Source organism: Pedobacter sp. AC402 (genome assembly GCF_979252805.1).
In genome coordinates this window covers 458,059-473,525 of the sequence record NZ_CEEDAI010000007.1, presented here as the reverse complement: position 1 = coordinate 473,525, position 15,467 = coordinate 458,059, and the positions used below count along the sequence as shown (strand labels likewise).

Below are 15,467 nucleotides of genomic sequence, written 5' to 3'. Positions count from 1 at the left end.
CCATGTTTACTTTTTTAAAGGCACAGGGATCTTCATTAATCGCTTCAGCAATTGATTTTGGCGTAACGGTTATGGCTGTAAATCTTTTAAGTTGGTGGTACCTCGCAGCAAGCATAACCGGAACCGTTTGCGGTGGGATTGTTAATTTCTCGATAAATCGCAAATGGGTTTTCGAAAGCCAGTCTAAAGCCATCAAATGGCAAATATTAAAATACATTTTGGTATGGGCGGGCAATTTGGCCATTGTTACAACCGGTGTATTTGTTTTTACCCACTATTTTAACCTCAATTACGTACTCGCCAAAGTTTTTAGCTCTGTTTTAACGGGCGTAAGCTACAATTATATCATGCAAAAGCAGTTTATTTTTTCAAGTTAAATGAAACCCAACTATTCGTTTTTTCTCACTGTAGCGCTCAGTTTTATCCTGCAGGTAAATGCTTTTGCTCAACGCACCGCAGTTTCGGGTACCATACGCGATGCCGTAACCAAAGAAACTTTACCAAATGTTTCTGTTTTTTTTAAAGATACCCAGATTGGTACACAAACAGATGTAAATGGGAAGTATACCCTGGTTTCGCCAAATCCGCAAAGCGAAATCAGTTTTAATTATGTAGGGTACCGTACAGTTTATAAAAATATTCTGCCAGGTGCAACTCAAGAATCTGATGTGACCCTTGTGCCTGATGCCAAAGCTTTAGATGAAGTAATCATTGTTGGAGGCAAAAAAATAAAATACCGCAATAAAGATAATCCAGCGGTAGAACTTATCCGCCAGGTAATTGACCATAAAGAAGAAAACCGCATAAAAAGTTACAATACGGCATCGTACAGGCAATACGAAAAGATGTTGTTTTCGTTAAGCAACGTTTCGGATAAGTTTAAAAACAAAAAAATGTTCCGCAATTACCAGTTTTTGTTTCAGGAACAGGATTCGACTTTAATTGGTGGAAAAAATCTGTTGCCGGTATATATCCAGGAGAAACTTTCTGATAGTTACCTCAGTAAAAATCCTGAAAAAAATAAAACCATTGTAATTGCCGAGAAACAGGTAAACTTCGACAGTAGATACATTGATAATAAGGGAATGAAAACTTATTTCGACCGGATGTATCAGGATATCGATATTTACAAGAACAACATTTCGGTTATCAGTAATGAGTTTTTAAGTCCCATTTCGGATGGTGCGCCAGCTTTTTACAAGTTTTTTATCACCGATACACTAAAGAATCAAAAACCTCAGATCATTGAGCTTTCTTTTACGCCCCGTAATACGAATGATATGTTGTTTGAAGGCAAAATATATGTAACCAATGATAGTCATTATGCCGTTACCGGTGCTTCATTTGGGGTAAACAAAAACATTAACCTCAACTTTGTACGCTCACTAAAAATCGACCTTAATTTTGAAGCAAATGACAAAGGAAAATACAGCCTGAGTAAAAGCAACCTATTGGCCGATTTTGGTATAGGTAAAACCAAAGGCATAGGCTTTACAGGAGAGCGAACGGTTACTTTTAAAAATTATCAGTTCGATACCGTATTGCCTGATACTATATTTGAGGGTAAAAGTACTGTTGTATTGGCCGATGCAGCCAAGAGGGACGATAAATTTTGGGAAAAGAACCGTTTGGATACGATTTCGAAAGATCAATTAAAAATTTATGGAAATATAGATACATTGCAAAACCTGCCGTCGTTTAAACGCACAATGAAAATTGTTACCCTTTTATTTGCAGGTTATCAGAATTTAGGACCCTACGAAATTGGACCGGTAAATACCTTTTACAGTTTTAATAACGTAGAAGGTTTAAGGTTGCGTGTTGGCGGAAGAACCACACCAGAGCTGAGCAAGCGATATTATTTCGAAAACTATCTGGCTTATGGCATTAAGGATGAAAAATGGAAGTTTTTCCTATCGGCAACCTATTCGTTAAATAACAAATCGATCTATGAATTCCCTCAAAATTATGTAAGGGCAAGTTTTCAGCGTGATACCAAAATACCAGGGCAGGAGCTACAGTTTGTACAGGAAGATAACTTTTTACTATCCTTTAAAAGAGGGGTTAACGATATGTTGCTGTACAACGATTTTTATCGTTTAGATTATGTAAAGGAATTCGAAAATCATTTTTCTTACAATCTTGGCTTTAAAAAATGGAGTCAAACACCAGCAGGTGGACTTAATTACATCAATTCCAATAATCAATTCGTTAACAGGTTAACCACCAGCGAAGTATCCTTACAGTTAAGGTATGCACCAAATGAAAAGTTTTACCAGGGAAAAATTTACCGGGTGCCCATTGCCGATCGTTATCCGGTATTTAATTTGCGCTATACCGCAGGTTTAAAGGAGTATTGGGTGGAGAATACAATTACCATAATATTATGGGGAGCATTGATAAACGCTTTTATTTATCGCAGTTGGGTTATAGCGATGTAACTTTTGAAGGCGGTTATATTGCCGGCAAAGTGCCTTTTCCATTGTTGGATATACACCGCGCCAATCAAACCTATGCTTATCAGCTCAACTCATATAACCTGATGAACTTTTTAGAGTTTGTGAGCGATCATTATGTAAGCATTAATATCGATCACAATTTTAACGGCTTCTTTTTTAATAAGGTGCCTTTAATAAAACGTTTAAAATTAAGAGAAGTGGTATCATTCAAAGCATTGTATGGTGGTTTACGGAATGAAAATAATCCAAATTTTCAAAGCGGATTATATCAGCTTCCCATTTATGAAAACGGTGCACAAAGAACTTATGCTTTAGGTAACGAACCTTACATGGAAGGAAGCGTTGGCATAGGAAACATTTTTAAATTATTAAGGGTTGATTTGGTAAAGCGTTTCAATTACCTCAACAATCCAGAAGTTTCGGAATGGGGAATAAGGGCAAGGGTTAAATTCGATTTTTAATAAAAAGTTATGGAAACTAAATTGCGCGACAGACTGCAGCAAGGCATCTACAAGGTAATTAATCCTTTTGTTAAGGGCTTAATTAAGATTGGCTTAACGCCAAATATGGTAACCTTAATTGGCTTAATTCTGAATATTGGAGTGGCGGTTATTTTTGTACTTGGTGCCGAAAAATCAAACCGTGGCGATATGTCGTACATCGGTTGGGGAGGAGCATTGGTACTCTTTGCAGGCCTTTTTGATATGCTCGATGGCCAGGTAGCCCGGTTAGGAAACATGAGTTCCAAATTTGGTGCCTTGTTCGATTCGGTTCTTGATCGTTATAGCGAAATGATTATGTTTTTGGGCATTTGTTATTACCTGGTGGCGCATCATTATTTCTTAAGTTCCCTGTTTGCTTTTATTGCACTAATTGGCTCAATGATGGTAAGTTACACCCGTGCCAGGGCCGAAGGTTTAGGGGTAGAGTGTAAGGGCGGTTTAATGCAACGGCCAGAAAGGGTAGTTACTATTGGTGTATTTGCCATTGCCTGTGGTGTTGCAGGGCATTTTATTGGCGGCGATTATAAGGTGTATATGCCGGGTATTTCATTCCATGTGTTCGAAACGATGTCTATTTTTACCATGCCCATTACCTTAATGGCGGTATTAACAAATATTACCGCTGTAAAACGTTTGCAAGATGCTAAGAGGGGCTTAGAGGCGCAGGAGTATAACGAGCGTAAAGGCAATAACAGGGCGGCCCTGGTTGCTGGTTTGGTATTGATGGGAAGTTTAAGCCTTGGGTTATCTTTCAATGCAAATGCACAGGGGGCAGATCCTTCTCCAATTACTTTTCCTACACCAAATGGCATCAATAACCAGTTGTTTTATTTACAGCGCGATCCGAATACAAATACCATTATCTGCCAGTTAAACGTAGATAAACGCGGTGTAGTGGATAAAAACCAACCCGTTAATGTATTTTGGATGCGGTATGGTGACAATGGAGAGAAGAAAGATTTAAGTTATATCCAGCGGAAATTTGCCTACGGAATTATTAGTAAAGATTTGGGCAATGGCCAGTTTGAGCTTCGATTTACCTCGCATAAAAAGTTACCAATGTACCTCAATAAATTAGGTGCAGATAAAAAGTACCATGTATTTGCCACCATTAATAATAAAAAAATGCAGGTAGAGCGCATATTTCTTCGCATTGAAGGAGGTACATTCTGGTTTCCAAATGTGAAATATGTAGAAATAAAAGGGTTTGATGCTTCAGAACCCTCAAAAGTGTTGGTAGAGCGGATTAAGGTTTAGCGGAGGGTGTTGAGCGTTTTGCGGGTGGCGTTCCCACCCAATCCGTCATTGCGAGAAGGCTTTTTCAGCCGACGAAGCAATCTCTCTTGAATCGTCATTTCGAGCGGACCCTATAGCTATCGCGTGCAACGGAGCCGGGAAATCTAATAGCAAAGATCTCTCCATTCCGCTACCGATGAAGAATTGGAAAGCTACAGTCGAGATGACGACCGAACATAAATAGAGTTGAATGTCAGTCCAAGCGTAGGCGAAGACAAAAAATAATTTTATCAAATGAAAAAGAATTTTGTATCTAATTCAACTGCATCCATCAGGATGTTTAAAAACGACTTTTTAGAAAGCCTGTCGAAAGTGCGGTTTTATGTACCATTGGTTGTTTATATCCCTGTAATTGCCTTCCTTTTCTGGAAAGCACTTGGCGAATTACAAATGCCTGTCTTAATTTTTGCGGGTTGGTTTCTGCTCGGTTTGGCCATCTGGACCATCACCGAATACATCCTGCACCGTTATGTTTTTCATTTCGAACCTGATGTAGAATGGGGTAAAAAGATCCATTTTATTTTCCACGGCGTACACCACGATTATCCCAATGATGCCAAAAGATTGGTAATGCCACCTTCGGCCAGTATCCCTATGGCTTTGGGCTTTTATTTTCTTTTCGATTGGTTATTTCCAGAAACGATGGTTTATCCGTTTTTCTCTGGCTTTATGATTGGCTATTTATTTTACGATATGGTGCATTATGCGCTTCACCATGCCAATTTTAAAAGCGGTTTCTGGAAACAGTTAAAACAACACCATATGCTTCACCATTATTCTGATTCGACAAAAGGCTATGGGGTAAGCTGGACTTTCTGGGATCATATTTTTAGATCTAACTTTGATAAAAAATAATATGCAGCAAGAGATTTTGCTCAAAAACAATTTTTATAGCATTCGCAATGTTTATCTAACAGTTGCTATATCTGTTGGGTATCTATTGTTATCAGCATTTCTGGTCGGCTTTAAAACCGATCAGCTCGTATTGATTTTTATTTTTAACAGTCTTTTTTACCTCTCTGAAGGTACCCGTCGCTTTATACTGGGCTTTTCGATTTTCATCGTATACTGGATTCTTTTCGATTATATGAAAGCATTTCCTAACTATCTTTTTAATGTAGTTCACATTAAAGATTTATACGAAATGGAAAAAAATGTATTTGGCATACATCAACATGGCCTAACACTTACGCCCAATGAGTATTGGCAACTGAACAGCAACTCTTTTTTGGATGTATTAACAGGTATTTTCTACCTGATGTGGGTACCGGTTCCCCTTGCTTTTGCCACTTACCTTTTCTTTAAAAATAAGGAACAGTTTGTACGGTTCTCGCTCACTTTTGTTTGGGTAAATTTATTGGGTTTCGTGGTTTATTATGCTTTTCCGGCAGCGCCACCTTGGTATATTCAGGAGCATGGCTTTACATTTGTTGCCAAAACTGCAGGCAATACAGCAGGCTTGGCCAGGTTCGATCATTATTTTAATATTACCCTTTTTCAAGGGATTTACAGCAAAGGTTCTAACGTTTTCGCAGCTATGCCCTCGCTGCATTCATCATATCCGGTAATTGTGGTATATTATGGGTTAAAGAACAAGCTTGGAAAAATTAATATTTTCTTTTTGGTAGTGATGATAGGCATCTGGTTTTCTGCTGTTTATACCAGTCACCATTACTGCCTTGATGTTTTAGCTGGAATAAGTTGCGCTGTAATTGGGATTATTAGTTTTAACTACCTGGTTAAACAAACCAGATTAAGGGAGTTTATCGGGTATTATGTTAAGGTATTAGCAAGGCACTAAGATCATAGAAATAGCGATAAACCCTTATTGCAAAGATGCTTTTTCTGCCGGATGAGTAATCTTTCGATGATCTCTACAAATGTACGCATTAAGATTGTTCCCTCAAAAATCGGCGCAGGCTGTGCTTCGAAATTCCTAATGCTCTTTGAGGTTAGTTAATGGTAGCGAATTGAAAAACACTTTAATTAATTGGAGTTAAAAATATAAATTGAACCATTTTTTTTATGCGGGGTATTAAAAAGTTGTAAATTGAGTGCTCAAACCCTGCATGAACATGAAATACAACCGACGGAATTTTATTGGAGGAAGCCTAGCCTTAACGTCTGCTTTATTTTTAACCCCAACAGATACATTCAGTTATCCTGATACTGAACCAGTAAAAACATCAAATGGATTTGCTTTACTCATTATGGCACCATATTGGGGATTTAATGGCTCGGTATCTGATTTTTGCAAAAAAGCAAAAAAGGATGGTTACGATGGAATAGAAATTTTATGGTCGGCAGAAATTGCAGATGAATTATTTAAGGCCTTAAAAGAACATCAGTTAGCAGTTGGTTTCCTTTGCCGAGGAGATGAAGCCCAGTTCGGTACACATTTTACAACGTTTAAAAAAGTATTAAAAGAAGCTGCAGAAAATAAAGCGCAAAAACCACTTTATATCAATGTTCATTCGGGCAAAGACTTTTTCACTTTCGAAGAAAATAAAAGATTTATTGATTTTACTGTACAGTATGCTAAAGAAAGCGGTGTTCCGATTTATCATGAAACCCATAGATCCAGGATGCTGTATTCGGCACCGGCATCTTTACCGTATTTAAAAGAAAAGCCTGATTTAAGACTTACGCTTGATATTTCTCACTGGTGTAACGTAAGCGAAAGCCTTCTAGAAGATCAACCCGAAACAGTTGCACTCGCCATTTCCAGAACAGACCATGTACACTCAAGGGTTGGCCATGCGGAAGGACCACAGGTAAGTGATCCGAGGGCTCCGGAATGGAAGGAGGCAGTAGATGCCCATTTTAAATGGTGGGATAAAATAGTGGCCCTTAAAAAACAGCAAGGGAAAATCCTTACGATGTTAACCGAGTTTGGCCCACCTAGTTATATGCCAACAATTCCATATACCAACCTTCCAGTGGCCGATCAGTGGGCAATAAATGTTTACATGATGCAGGTTTGGAGAAAAAGGTACCAGTAATTTAGCAATTGCTTTTTTCCATAAAACACAAAATCCGCTTTGGCCAGCAACTTATTTAGCCAATTGTACCAGTGATTGTGCAGTTAATGTTTCTTGAGATTTATCAACATTTGGCAAACGCATTTTAACCACTTTAGTTTCCAGATTTAAAGATGGGTTGTTGGTTTTTGTAAGTGCTGCGATGTCTCTGGTTGTTGTAGATAACATTTTTAATGAAAGCAGGAATAACCTTTCATTTTGAAAATCGTTATCAGATTTTTCACTGTAGCTGTATTGAGCGACTATCCAGCAACACTAGTTTTTGCGTAATTTGAGCAAGTACCTCCGTAGATAAAGCTAAACCTTGTATGCCTATTACGCGATTATTTTTTACAAGGTAATCAAGGCCGTTAAAGGTAATGATGGTTAAATTTTCTCTGTTGATAAAATACTCAGGTTTAGAAAGTTTTCCTTTTTTACGGTTCTTAATAAATTCGTCACCCAATCTTTCGATCATGTGATTCCCATTTATTCTGTCAACATTTTCGAAAGAAACAGCTTGTTTATTTAAGTTTTGAGCCAACACCTGGATTGATGTTGAAGAGATTGAAGTAATTACAAGAAATATAAATAACGTTTGTTTGGCAATTTTCATGGCGCAAAGATAAAATTTCATTTTCTATTTCGGAACTTTATGTATTTTTAATACTACAGATTTTAACGATTCTTGAAATTTTAATGATGATAAAAATCAACATTTTAATTTTTACACATATTTTGCCTCATAATACCCTGATAATTGTAATTATAGTGTCAGCCAGCTCTTGTATCCGTTATTTTTCCGTTCCTGTAACACCTCGTTTGCAAAAAGAGGTTAAGCGATTTTAAATGCTTAAATTTTGGTAACAAATTTTTAGGCATCGCCTGCTTCATTTTTGGAATATCTAAATGCCTATGTTAAATATCCTGATATTAACACAACCTTAATATTTGGTTTATAATTCAGTCCTACTTTTGTGGTGTAAATATTTGGTTAGTATTATACAGTTTAGTTAGTTGATTAGTAAAAGGCTACAATGGATATTGTAGCCTTTTCCGTTTTAATAACTTAAATAATCTATTTTCTGAGCTAGAGAGCAAGCCAATGAAGGGTTGTTAATAATTAATTTCTGGTAATTTTTCTTTGACACTTCTTGCTTTTTTTGTAATGCCTGGTTAGTTAACTTAAAGAAGATCAGGCAATATCGCCTAAATAAAGAAATAGATCAGTGTTAAAAGAAAAGGATTAATTGATGTGAATGCTTCATTGTTAATAAAATTATTAGTTTTGCGGTCCGTTTATTGTAGATCGGAAAGAATATATTTAATTACGGATGGTCTATCATCCTATTAAAAAGAAAACATTATGGACAAATTTAAAGAAGTACAAGATCTGATTTCTTCAGTTGAAGCAGATGTAACCAAGTTTTATGATGGTGGTAATGCAGCTGCTGGTACACGTGTACGTAAAGCAATGCAAGACCTTAAAGTTTTAGCTCAAGATATCAGAGCTGAAGTAACAGAAAAAAAGAATAGCGCGAAATAATAACATTATTGCGTTTTGGGAAAAACAAAGCCTCCTGCCTCACGGTTGGAGGCTTTGTTGTTTTACAGGCATTACATAACCTTACACAGTTGCGTGTGGAACAAACATGAGTTCTTGGATGTACCCTTTGAGATAATATTAAGTTACTTTCCTGCTGTTTAAATACTAAGGGGATGAATATAATCCTCATTGCGAAGATTTGGGAGAGCGAGCTGAAGCAATCTTTTAAGTTGTGTTTCTAATATAATCGTCATTCTTGCGCATGCGGGAATCTTAATGTTTTCGCTTCGCTTGAGCTTGCCTCGGTTCGCCGCCACCGAAGGGGCTCTTACCTTTTTCTTGATAAAAGGTAACCAAAAATCAAGGCTTGGAACTGATGTCGGATAAATTCGTTAAAGCTTTTTGGTCGTCAGCACAAGTTCCGCCGAAGGGGGCGGGAAGTGTGTGCTGCCTTAATGCAACGATGGAGGGAAAGGTATTGATAAAGCTTTAACGTTTTCTCCTTCCATCATTTCCTATGCCGGAAAGCAGGGTGCAGATAGCTAGGTTTAAATAGCATGATGCAGGGAATGCGTTAAATTCGTCATTGCGAAGCTGGGGGAGAGCGAGCTGAAGCAATCTTTTCAGTTTTAACTCGCGGTCGTCATTCCCGCGCATGCGGGAATCGTAATGCAGTCGCTATGTTTTGCCTCCGATCGGGCTTGCCTCGGTTACTGATATGAAAGCGGTACAGGTCAGCAACCACCAAGTGGCTCTTACTTTTGGCTTAGCCCAATATTAACAAACCTAGCGCAGCGAAAGCATGACTACCTATAAAACAACAAACACTAAGGCATAACTGAAAGGCTTGGAACTGATTTCGGATAAATCAATTAAAGCTTGTGCTGCCTCACTGTAATAAAAGAAGAAAAGTTAATGATAAAGCTTTAACGCCCTGAGCGTAGTCGAAGGTCTCTTTCCATCGTTTCGCAGGGGCCTAAAATCGCGCAAAATTATCAGTCGCAAACTTGCAGGAGATCAAAATCGCATAAAATTGGTCGTTACATTTCTGCAGGGGCCCAAAATCGCGCATAATTATCAGTCGCAAACTTGCAGGAGATCAAAATCGCATAAAATTGGTCGTTACATTTCTGCAGGGGCCTAAAATCGCGCATAATTGGCAGCTGCAAACTTGCAGGAGATCAAAATTGCATAAAATTGATCGTTACATTTTTGCAGAAGCCTAAAATCGCGCATAATTGGTAGCTGCAAACTTGCAGGAGAGTAAAATCGCATAATATTGGTCGTTAACGATATGCACATTGATTAAAAGTTTGAAAAATTTAAGTCCGCTGATCATCAGCTGTATTTATTCGGGATTCCACTTGGATGATATGCCGGCTCAAGTTAAAAATATGAGCAAGGGCAAACTTATGTTGGGGTTTGAACAGTCAGATATAGCAGATTTAACAGCTCAACCTTTCGATGTTTGGTTTGCTGCAAATCTTAAACAATCATTATCTTGGTACTCAAATCAAATCCCTGATAAAAAAATAAGCGCATATCCCATGACAGATTTCAGCAAACTTAAAATGCATATCCAAAAACGCCATGCTTTCACAGATAGCGAAGCCGATGATTTTTGCGGGAACTTTAAATTGATGAGGGTAAAGAAAAGACAGTTTATTGTTCAGCCCGAATTTATTGCGAAAAACAGATTTTATGTAGTACAAGGAAGTTTCAGGGCTTATGTAATTGGTGATGAGGGCAGGAACATACCATTCAGTTTGCCATAGAAGATTGGTGGATAACCGACTACAATAGCTACATTTTTCAACAGCCGGCTTCAATGTTCGTAATGGCCCTGGAAGACAGCATTATTTTGCAAATCAGTTATGAAACAGAGCAGCAACTAAAAAAACAGAAACATCTCTTCGAAACTTTCTTTCGGGTGCTGGCCGAGCATACCGCTGCACACATGGCCCGCCGTGTAATTTTAAACTTAACCAAAACGGCAGAACAGCGTTTTGAATTTGTTCAGGAACGTTATCCCGATATTGTAAATAGAGTACCACAATATGCACTGGCATCTTTCCTGGGCATTACTACAGAATACCTTTCAAAGTTGCGCAATAAGCGTGTAACTCAAAAAAGTTAATCTACTTCAACTTTTTACATTGAACCAGTTTGTGCTCATTTCCTAAACCAGTTCATCGTTAGAGAGATAAAGACTTGCCAACTTTGTATTGTTACTGAAACACATTTTAAAAAGTAAAAACACAAAATATAATGGCAAATCTAACGAAAACCCAGGTATTGATTATGGCTACTACAGCAGGAATTGCAGTTGCCAACGTTTATTACAGCCAGCCTATTTTACAGGCCCTGGCAACACATTTCCACATCAGCATTGAAAAGGCCGGTAACATTTCTGTATTTTCTCAAATTGGCTACGGGCTTGGCCTGTTCCTCCTTACACCCATAGGAGATATGATTGAGCGTAAGCAACTGATATTTTATCTTCAAATTGGATTGATAGTTTCTCTTCTGCTTATGGCTTTTGCGCCGAACATCATACTTCTTTATTTAGGCAGTTTACTGATAGGAGTTTTTTCAGTAGTGGCTCAGGTAATTCTGCCCATGGCTGCCAGTTTAGTAAAAGAAAACCGTGGTAAAATAGTAGGGCAGATATTTACCGGTCTGTTAATTGGAATTTTGGTTGCAAGAGTCTATAGCGGTTTTATAACAAGTATGTTAGGGTGGCAATACGTATATATTATTTCTGCAATTATGGTATCGGTTACAGCAGTGTTAATGCAGCGCGATTTCCCTTCAACAGCAGAGCGTTTTAGTGGAACCTACACAGGTTTGCTAAAATCTACTTTTGCCCAGCTTGGCAGGTTCCCTTTATTGCGAAGAACTGCACTTACCGGTATGTTGGCATTTGGTACCCTTAGTGCTTTCTGGGTAAGCCTTACTTTTTACCTCAGCGGTGCCCAATTTAATTATTCATCATCAAGCATCGGCATGTTTGGTTTGCTTGCAGCCGCAGGTGCCCTGGTTGCTCCGGTTTTTGGTAAGATGGCAGATAAAGGATCTCCTGCAAGATCACTGATATTTTCAACCGCACTAACCCTCATTAGTATACTGCTGCTAAAGCTGTTTCCAGGATCAATTGCTGTTATCTGGGTTACTGTTATGCTTTTGGATATTGGTGTACAGGCCACTCAGGTTACCAATATAGCCGTAATATATACACTTGATGAAAAGGCAAACAGCCGCATAAATACGGTTTACATGACCAGTTATTTTATTGGTGGTGCATTGGGTTCTTACATTGCTATTCAATTTTACCAATTGGGAGGGTGGAGCTTATCCACTACATTCATGGCCGTGCTGGCTTTGGTGGCCATTGCAAATGTGGTACTCACAAAACGTTTTTCTAAAAACACTCAACAACTTAAGAAATGAAAATAACAATAATAGGAGGCTCAATTGGTGGGCTATGTGCCGGAATTGCACTGATGGAGAGGGGCTTTGATGTAGATATTTATGAACGCTCAGCTAATGAATTGAAAGATCGGGGTGCAGGGCTTGTAATCCAGCCCGATATGATGGATTACCTTATCGAAGCTGGCGTATCTACAAAGGAAATCTTTGGTGTTTTGGCAGCCCAACGTCAGGTACTCGATGATAAGGGGAATCCATCATTGATTTATCCAAACGATACGGTTTTTACTTCATGGAATTACCTGTGGAAACAACTCAGAAATGCTTTCCCATCCTCAAAATATCATCAGGGATATGAGTTAACAAGTATTCGTAATGAGGAAGGACAGGTTTGGGCGAGTTTTAAAAATGGCCGGGTTATCCAGGCCGATCTGCTTATCGGTGCCGATGGAGTAAACTCTGCAGTAAGAGCACATCTATTTCCAGGAATTCATCCGAGGTATGCAGGTTACATTGCTTACAGGGGTTTGATTTCGGAAAGCGAGCTCAGCACAGCTGAAATTGATTTCTTTTCAGATAAGTTTTCAATATATCCCTATGCAAACTCACATTTGCTTTGTTATACCATCCCAGGGCCTGGTGGTGAACTCGGAGAAGGAAAACGTATCCTGAACTGGGTATGGTTTCAGAATAAGTCATTACAAGAGCTTAAAGATCTTCTTACCGATAAAAATGGAAACGTCCATGAATTTTCCCTTCCCGCCGGCTGACCTGAGTGATAAAAACTTAAGTGAGCTTAGGGCAAGGGCAGATGCCGAACTACCAGAAATTTTGAGAAAAAGAGTGTACCAAACTAAAGCACCCTTTATACAGGCTATTATGGATATGGAAGTGCCGAAGATGTTTAAAGGGCAGGTTGCTATATTGGGCGATGCAGCCTTCCTGGTGCGCCCCCATACGGCCTCAGGTTCGGCCAAGGCATATAGGGATGCAATTACGTTAGCCATGGCCATTCATGATGCTGGCAATCTTCAGAGCGCACTCGAAGGCTGGAACAATCAGCAGATTGTACATGCAAGAGCGTTGGCTATCCATGGCACACAGCTTGCATTAAGGAGCCAGCTAGGCCAGTAATATCAGTGTACATCATCATGAATTGTAGACTGGCAAGCCAGAAAGGTTGGATAAAATGCTGGCGATGGTGGCGGTTTAGCTATCAGGTTATTTGTAGGTATCGATAACAAATCGTTATCGTTCCAGATCAATACCTTTCGAAGTATTCAGGCAATTAAATGCTACTATTTTTATTATGGACGTAAATCCTCATTTTCAAAAACGGTGCTGCTTAATTTAGGCAATATAATTTGTCCTTCCTCCGGATTACCTATCGACTCATATTGACCAGCAATGAAAAACAGACCAGCTATAGCAGCTGTAATGGCATCTGCTTCATCATGGCTTATATTTGTTTTTAAATACTCACCTCTTATACCCAATGCCGAAATGCCTGCAATAAGTTCTGGCAAACCTTTTTGCTTGCGTGTTAAACCAAGTATATCCTGGCAGCCGCCGGGAAACGTCTCAATTACAGTATACCCAAGTTGCCTGAATTGCAATGCCAGTGATTTACCTCTTTGGGTAAGTTGTTGCATGCTTTTAATCAACGGCGGATAAGATCTGATGCCACGCTTTAACAACAAGCGTTCGCACAACCTGGTAATTCCGAATTCACTTCTTCCAGGGTCGTCGTCAAAAACCGTAAGCCTGCCATGGGGCAGTGTAAGCGGAGCATCAATGGAGATAACTGCTGGTTGTTGTTCAATAGCCAGGTCAATCATTTCCTGATCAGTTTTAACCCTTTTGGTTTCAACAATATTGTTCTTCAAAACTGCCCAGCCAGAAGGTTTCTTTTCGGAACCGGTAAGATCAATACCAATTACCGCTTGCTGAGCAATATTACCAGTTTCGGCATTGTTTTGTTGATATAAGGATGTTAACATTTTTTTAGTGGGCTCTATAATAAATTGCTGATCATTTTTTGATAGCCATTAAGGCTTTCGCCTTTTACAATGAACGTTACAGATGGCAAATATCGGTGAAAGTAAAATGATATACTGAAGGATTCATACTGCCGAACCATTTTAACGGAATTATGATTTTAGCTTATAAATTAACATCATTTTTTAATAGGATATGAAGTTGGAAGCTTTATAGAAACATAAAGGGGAAGGTTTTTTCACATTATCCTTTGTTTAAGTTAAACAGGTTCGAAAAAACACTTTTGTAGCGGTTTATTATCAAACTGTTAAGCTTTTGGTTAACGCTTTTTAATGTCAGCTAAGTCACTACTTTTGCGGTGATCAATAGAAAATGATCGATGTAGAGCGCTTTTTGGTAGCAGGCTGAAGGTTCGATTCCTTCCTCTACAACTCCAATAACGAAAGATTTGTCGTTCATCTGTTCAATGCCCTGCATTGATAAAACTTCATTTATTTTTCATCTTCCCGTGTTAGTTTTGAAGAATAAATATCATAGATATTGGTTATATTTGGTTAGTAATAAGCTGCAATGGATGTTGTGGCTTATTCTGTTTTACCTCAAACCATAATTCAGCTAATTGAAATCAGGCAGTTACATTCTTCTCGAAGTAAATGATATTATTATCGAACTTACCCTGGTAAGGATTCCCTTTTTGCCTAAAACCATTGAACAGCAAAAAAACGCTGACTGCTGGGAGTGGCCGTAGTTGAAAAACAGGATGCCCTGGTGATCATTGATTTTTTTGAGTAACATTCGTTTCAAGGTACTGCTGATTCCTTTTCTCCGGACAGATTCACGCGTAAAAGAGTAACCTACCTCCAGAAAATTTTGATGGATTCCATTGCTTATATCAGCTTTTTGATGTACATCTTTCAGATAAGTTAAGCTAGGCTTTTTAATGGCTGAAATACCTACCAGCCTTTTGCCATTGTAGCAAAATGCCAGAAAAGCTGCACTGAAAATCTTTAGTGGCAAATCTACAGGCGAAACCTTGTTACCCTTTTTTAACAACATATAAAAATGGTGGAGTTGTGTGATAGAACAATCTGCCGGTTTTTTGATCTCGAAATAGCAATTGCCAAGAAAATTCGGCTCATCGTATTGGTCCTGGTAATATACCAGGCCGGTAGGGGCATGCTGGTTCATAAGAATAGGTTTAGGTAAAAAGCAGAGA

The 15,467-nt window shown here is 38.6% G+C and carries 15 protein-coding genes and 1 pseudogene; 12 read left to right on the top strand and 4 right to left on the bottom strand.

The genetic code is table 11. The features are described from left to right. Window positions 1-2: 2 nt before the first annotated feature. From AC0IWE_RS08855 to AC0IWE_RS08830, 6 genes and pseudogenes are all read left to right on the top strand, one after another. Complete coding sequence (locus tag AC0IWE_RS08855; RefSeq protein ID WP_471792778.1) at window positions 3-377, top strand: GtrA family protein; 375 nt, start codon at window positions 3-5, stop codon at window positions 375-377. Continuing rightward, window positions 378-2,920, top strand: a pseudogene (locus AC0IWE_RS08850) (DUF5686 and carboxypeptidase-like regulatory domain-containing protein). A gap of 9 nt (window positions 2,921-2,929) precedes the next feature. Further along, complete coding sequence (locus AC0IWE_RS08845; protein WP_463495774.1) at window positions 2,930-4,219, top strand: DUF4833 domain-containing protein; 1,290 nt, start codon at window positions 2,930-2,932, stop codon at window positions 4,217-4,219. Window positions 4,220-4,492: 273 nt separating this feature from the next. Continuing rightward, window positions 4,493-5,113, top strand: a complete 621-nt coding sequence (locus AC0IWE_RS08840; protein ID WP_471792777.1) for a sterol desaturase family protein — start codon at window positions 4,493-4,495, stop codon at window positions 5,111-5,113. Between the two features lies 1 nt (window position 5,114). Continuing rightward, window positions 5,115-6,059 carry a phosphatase PAP2 family protein gene (locus AC0IWE_RS08835; protein ID WP_471792776.1) on the top strand — a complete coding sequence of 315 codons (945 nt, stop codon included), beginning with the start codon at window positions 5,115-5,117 and terminating at the stop codon, window positions 6,057-6,059. Window positions 6,060-6,333: 274 nt separating this feature from the next. Continuing rightward, a complete protein-coding gene (locus AC0IWE_RS08830) occupies window positions 6,334-7,260 on the top strand; it encodes a sugar phosphate isomerase/epimerase family protein (protein WP_471792775.1) in 927 nt (308 codons plus the stop codon). 51 nt (window positions 7,261-7,311) lie between these two features. Here the strand turns inward: AC0IWE_RS08830 and AC0IWE_RS08825 are convergent, their stop codons facing one another. Next, window positions 7,312-7,467: a hypothetical protein gene (locus AC0IWE_RS08825; protein WP_471792774.1), complete on the bottom strand. Its 156-nt coding sequence runs from the start codon at window positions 7,465-7,467 to the stop codon at window positions 7,312-7,314. Window positions 7,468-7,519: 52 nt separating this feature from the next. Then, window positions 7,520-7,894, bottom strand: coding sequence for a hypothetical protein (locus AC0IWE_RS08820; protein WP_471792773.1), 375 nt, complete (start codon window positions 7,892-7,894; stop codon window positions 7,520-7,522). Between the two features lie 750 nt (window positions 7,895-8,644). Here AC0IWE_RS08820 and AC0IWE_RS08815 point away from each other — a divergent pair. The 6 genes from AC0IWE_RS08815 (at window position 8,645) to AC0IWE_RS08790 (ending at window position 13,387) form a co-directional block, all read left to right on the top strand. Next, window positions 8,645-8,824, top strand: coding sequence for a histone H1 (locus AC0IWE_RS08815; RefSeq protein WP_055907279.1), 180 nt, complete (start codon window positions 8,645-8,647; stop codon window positions 8,822-8,824). A 1,394-nt stretch (window positions 8,825-10,218) separates the two neighbouring features. Continuing rightward, window positions 10,219-10,599, top strand: coding sequence for a hypothetical protein (locus AC0IWE_RS08810; RefSeq protein ID WP_471792772.1), 381 nt, complete (start codon window positions 10,219-10,221; stop codon window positions 10,597-10,599). 53 nt (window positions 10,600-10,652) lie between these two features. Further along, complete coding sequence (locus tag AC0IWE_RS08805; protein WP_471792771.1) at window positions 10,653-10,961, top strand: cyclic nucleotide-binding domain-containing protein; 309 nt, start codon at window positions 10,653-10,655, stop codon at window positions 10,959-10,961. A gap of 131 nt (window positions 10,962-11,092) precedes the next feature. Then, complete coding sequence (locus AC0IWE_RS08800) at window positions 11,093-12,274, top strand: MFS transporter (RefSeq protein WP_471792770.1); 1,182 nt, start codon at window positions 11,093-11,095, stop codon at window positions 12,272-12,274. Further along, window positions 12,271-13,023, top strand: a complete 753-nt coding sequence (locus AC0IWE_RS08795; protein WP_471792769.1) for an FAD binding domain-containing protein — start codon at window positions 12,271-12,273, stop codon at window positions 13,021-13,023. Before AC0IWE_RS08800 ends, AC0IWE_RS08795 begins: the two co-directional genes overlap by 4 nt. Beyond that, on the top strand, window positions 12,998-13,387 hold the full coding sequence (locus AC0IWE_RS08790) for a hypothetical protein (protein WP_471792768.1): 390 nt from the start codon (window positions 12,998-13,000) through the stop codon (window positions 13,385-13,387). The genes AC0IWE_RS08795 and AC0IWE_RS08790 overlap by 26 nt, the downstream gene beginning before the upstream one ends. 173 nt (window positions 13,388-13,560) lie before the next feature. Here AC0IWE_RS08790 and AC0IWE_RS08785 read toward each other — a convergent pair whose 3' ends face one another. Together AC0IWE_RS08785 and AC0IWE_RS08780 are read right to left on the bottom strand one after the other, a co-directional pair. Further along, window positions 13,561-14,253, bottom strand: coding sequence for a DUF429 domain-containing protein (locus AC0IWE_RS08785; protein ID WP_471792767.1), 693 nt, complete (start codon window positions 14,251-14,253; stop codon window positions 13,561-13,563). Window positions 14,254-14,884: 631 nt separating this feature from the next. Next, window positions 14,885-15,439: a hypothetical protein gene (locus AC0IWE_RS08780; RefSeq protein WP_471792766.1), complete on the bottom strand. Its 555-nt coding sequence runs from the start codon at window positions 15,437-15,439 to the stop codon at window positions 14,885-14,887. Between the last annotated feature and the right edge of the window lie 28 nt (window positions 15,440-15,467).

Coding starts and splice junctions, on each gene's coding strand:
- AC0IWE_RS08855 (WP_471792778.1), top strand. CDS start 3: ATGTTTACTTTTTTAAAGGCACAGGGATCTTCATTAATCGCTTCAGCA.
- AC0IWE_RS08845 (WP_463495774.1), top strand. CDS start 2,930: ATGGAAACTAAATTGCGCGACAGACTGCAGCAAGGCATCTACAAGGTA.
- AC0IWE_RS08840 (WP_471792777.1), top strand. CDS start 4,493: ATGAAAAAGAATTTTGTATCTAATTCAACTGCATCCATCAGGATGTTT.
- AC0IWE_RS08835 (WP_471792776.1), top strand. CDS start 5,115: ATGCAGCAAGAGATTTTGCTCAAAAACAATTTTTATAGCATTCGCAAT.
- AC0IWE_RS08830 (WP_471792775.1), top strand. CDS start 6,334: ATGAAATACAACCGACGGAATTTTATTGGAGGAAGCCTAGCCTTAACG.
- AC0IWE_RS08825 (WP_471792774.1), bottom strand. CDS start 7,467: ATGTTATCTACAACAACCAGAGACATCGCAGCACTTACAAAAACCAAC.
- AC0IWE_RS08820 (WP_471792773.1), bottom strand. CDS start 7,894: ATGAAAATTGCCAAACAAACGTTATTTATATTTCTTGTAATTACTTCA.
- AC0IWE_RS08815 (WP_055907279.1), top strand. CDS start 8,645: ATGGACAAATTTAAAGAAGTACAAGATCTGATTTCTTCAGTTGAAGCA.
- AC0IWE_RS08810 (WP_471792772.1), top strand. CDS start 10,219: ATGAGCAAGGGCAAACTTATGTTGGGGTTTGAACAGTCAGATATAGCA.
- AC0IWE_RS08805 (WP_471792771.1), top strand. CDS start 10,653: ATGTTCGTAATGGCCCTGGAAGACAGCATTATTTTGCAAATCAGTTAT.
- AC0IWE_RS08800 (WP_471792770.1), top strand. CDS start 11,093: ATGGCAAATCTAACGAAAACCCAGGTATTGATTATGGCTACTACAGCA.
- AC0IWE_RS08795 (WP_471792769.1), top strand. CDS start 12,271: ATGAAAATAACAATAATAGGAGGCTCAATTGGTGGGCTATGTGCCGGA.
- AC0IWE_RS08790 (WP_471792768.1), top strand. CDS start 12,998: ATGAATTTTCCCTTCCCGCCGGCTGACCTGAGTGATAAAAACTTAAGT.
- AC0IWE_RS08785 (WP_471792767.1), bottom strand. CDS start 14,253: ATGTTAACATCCTTATATCAACAAAACAATGCCGAAACTGGTAATATT.
- AC0IWE_RS08780 (WP_471792766.1), bottom strand. CDS start 15,439: ATGAACCAGCATGCCCCTACCGGCCTGGTATATTACCAGGACCAATAC.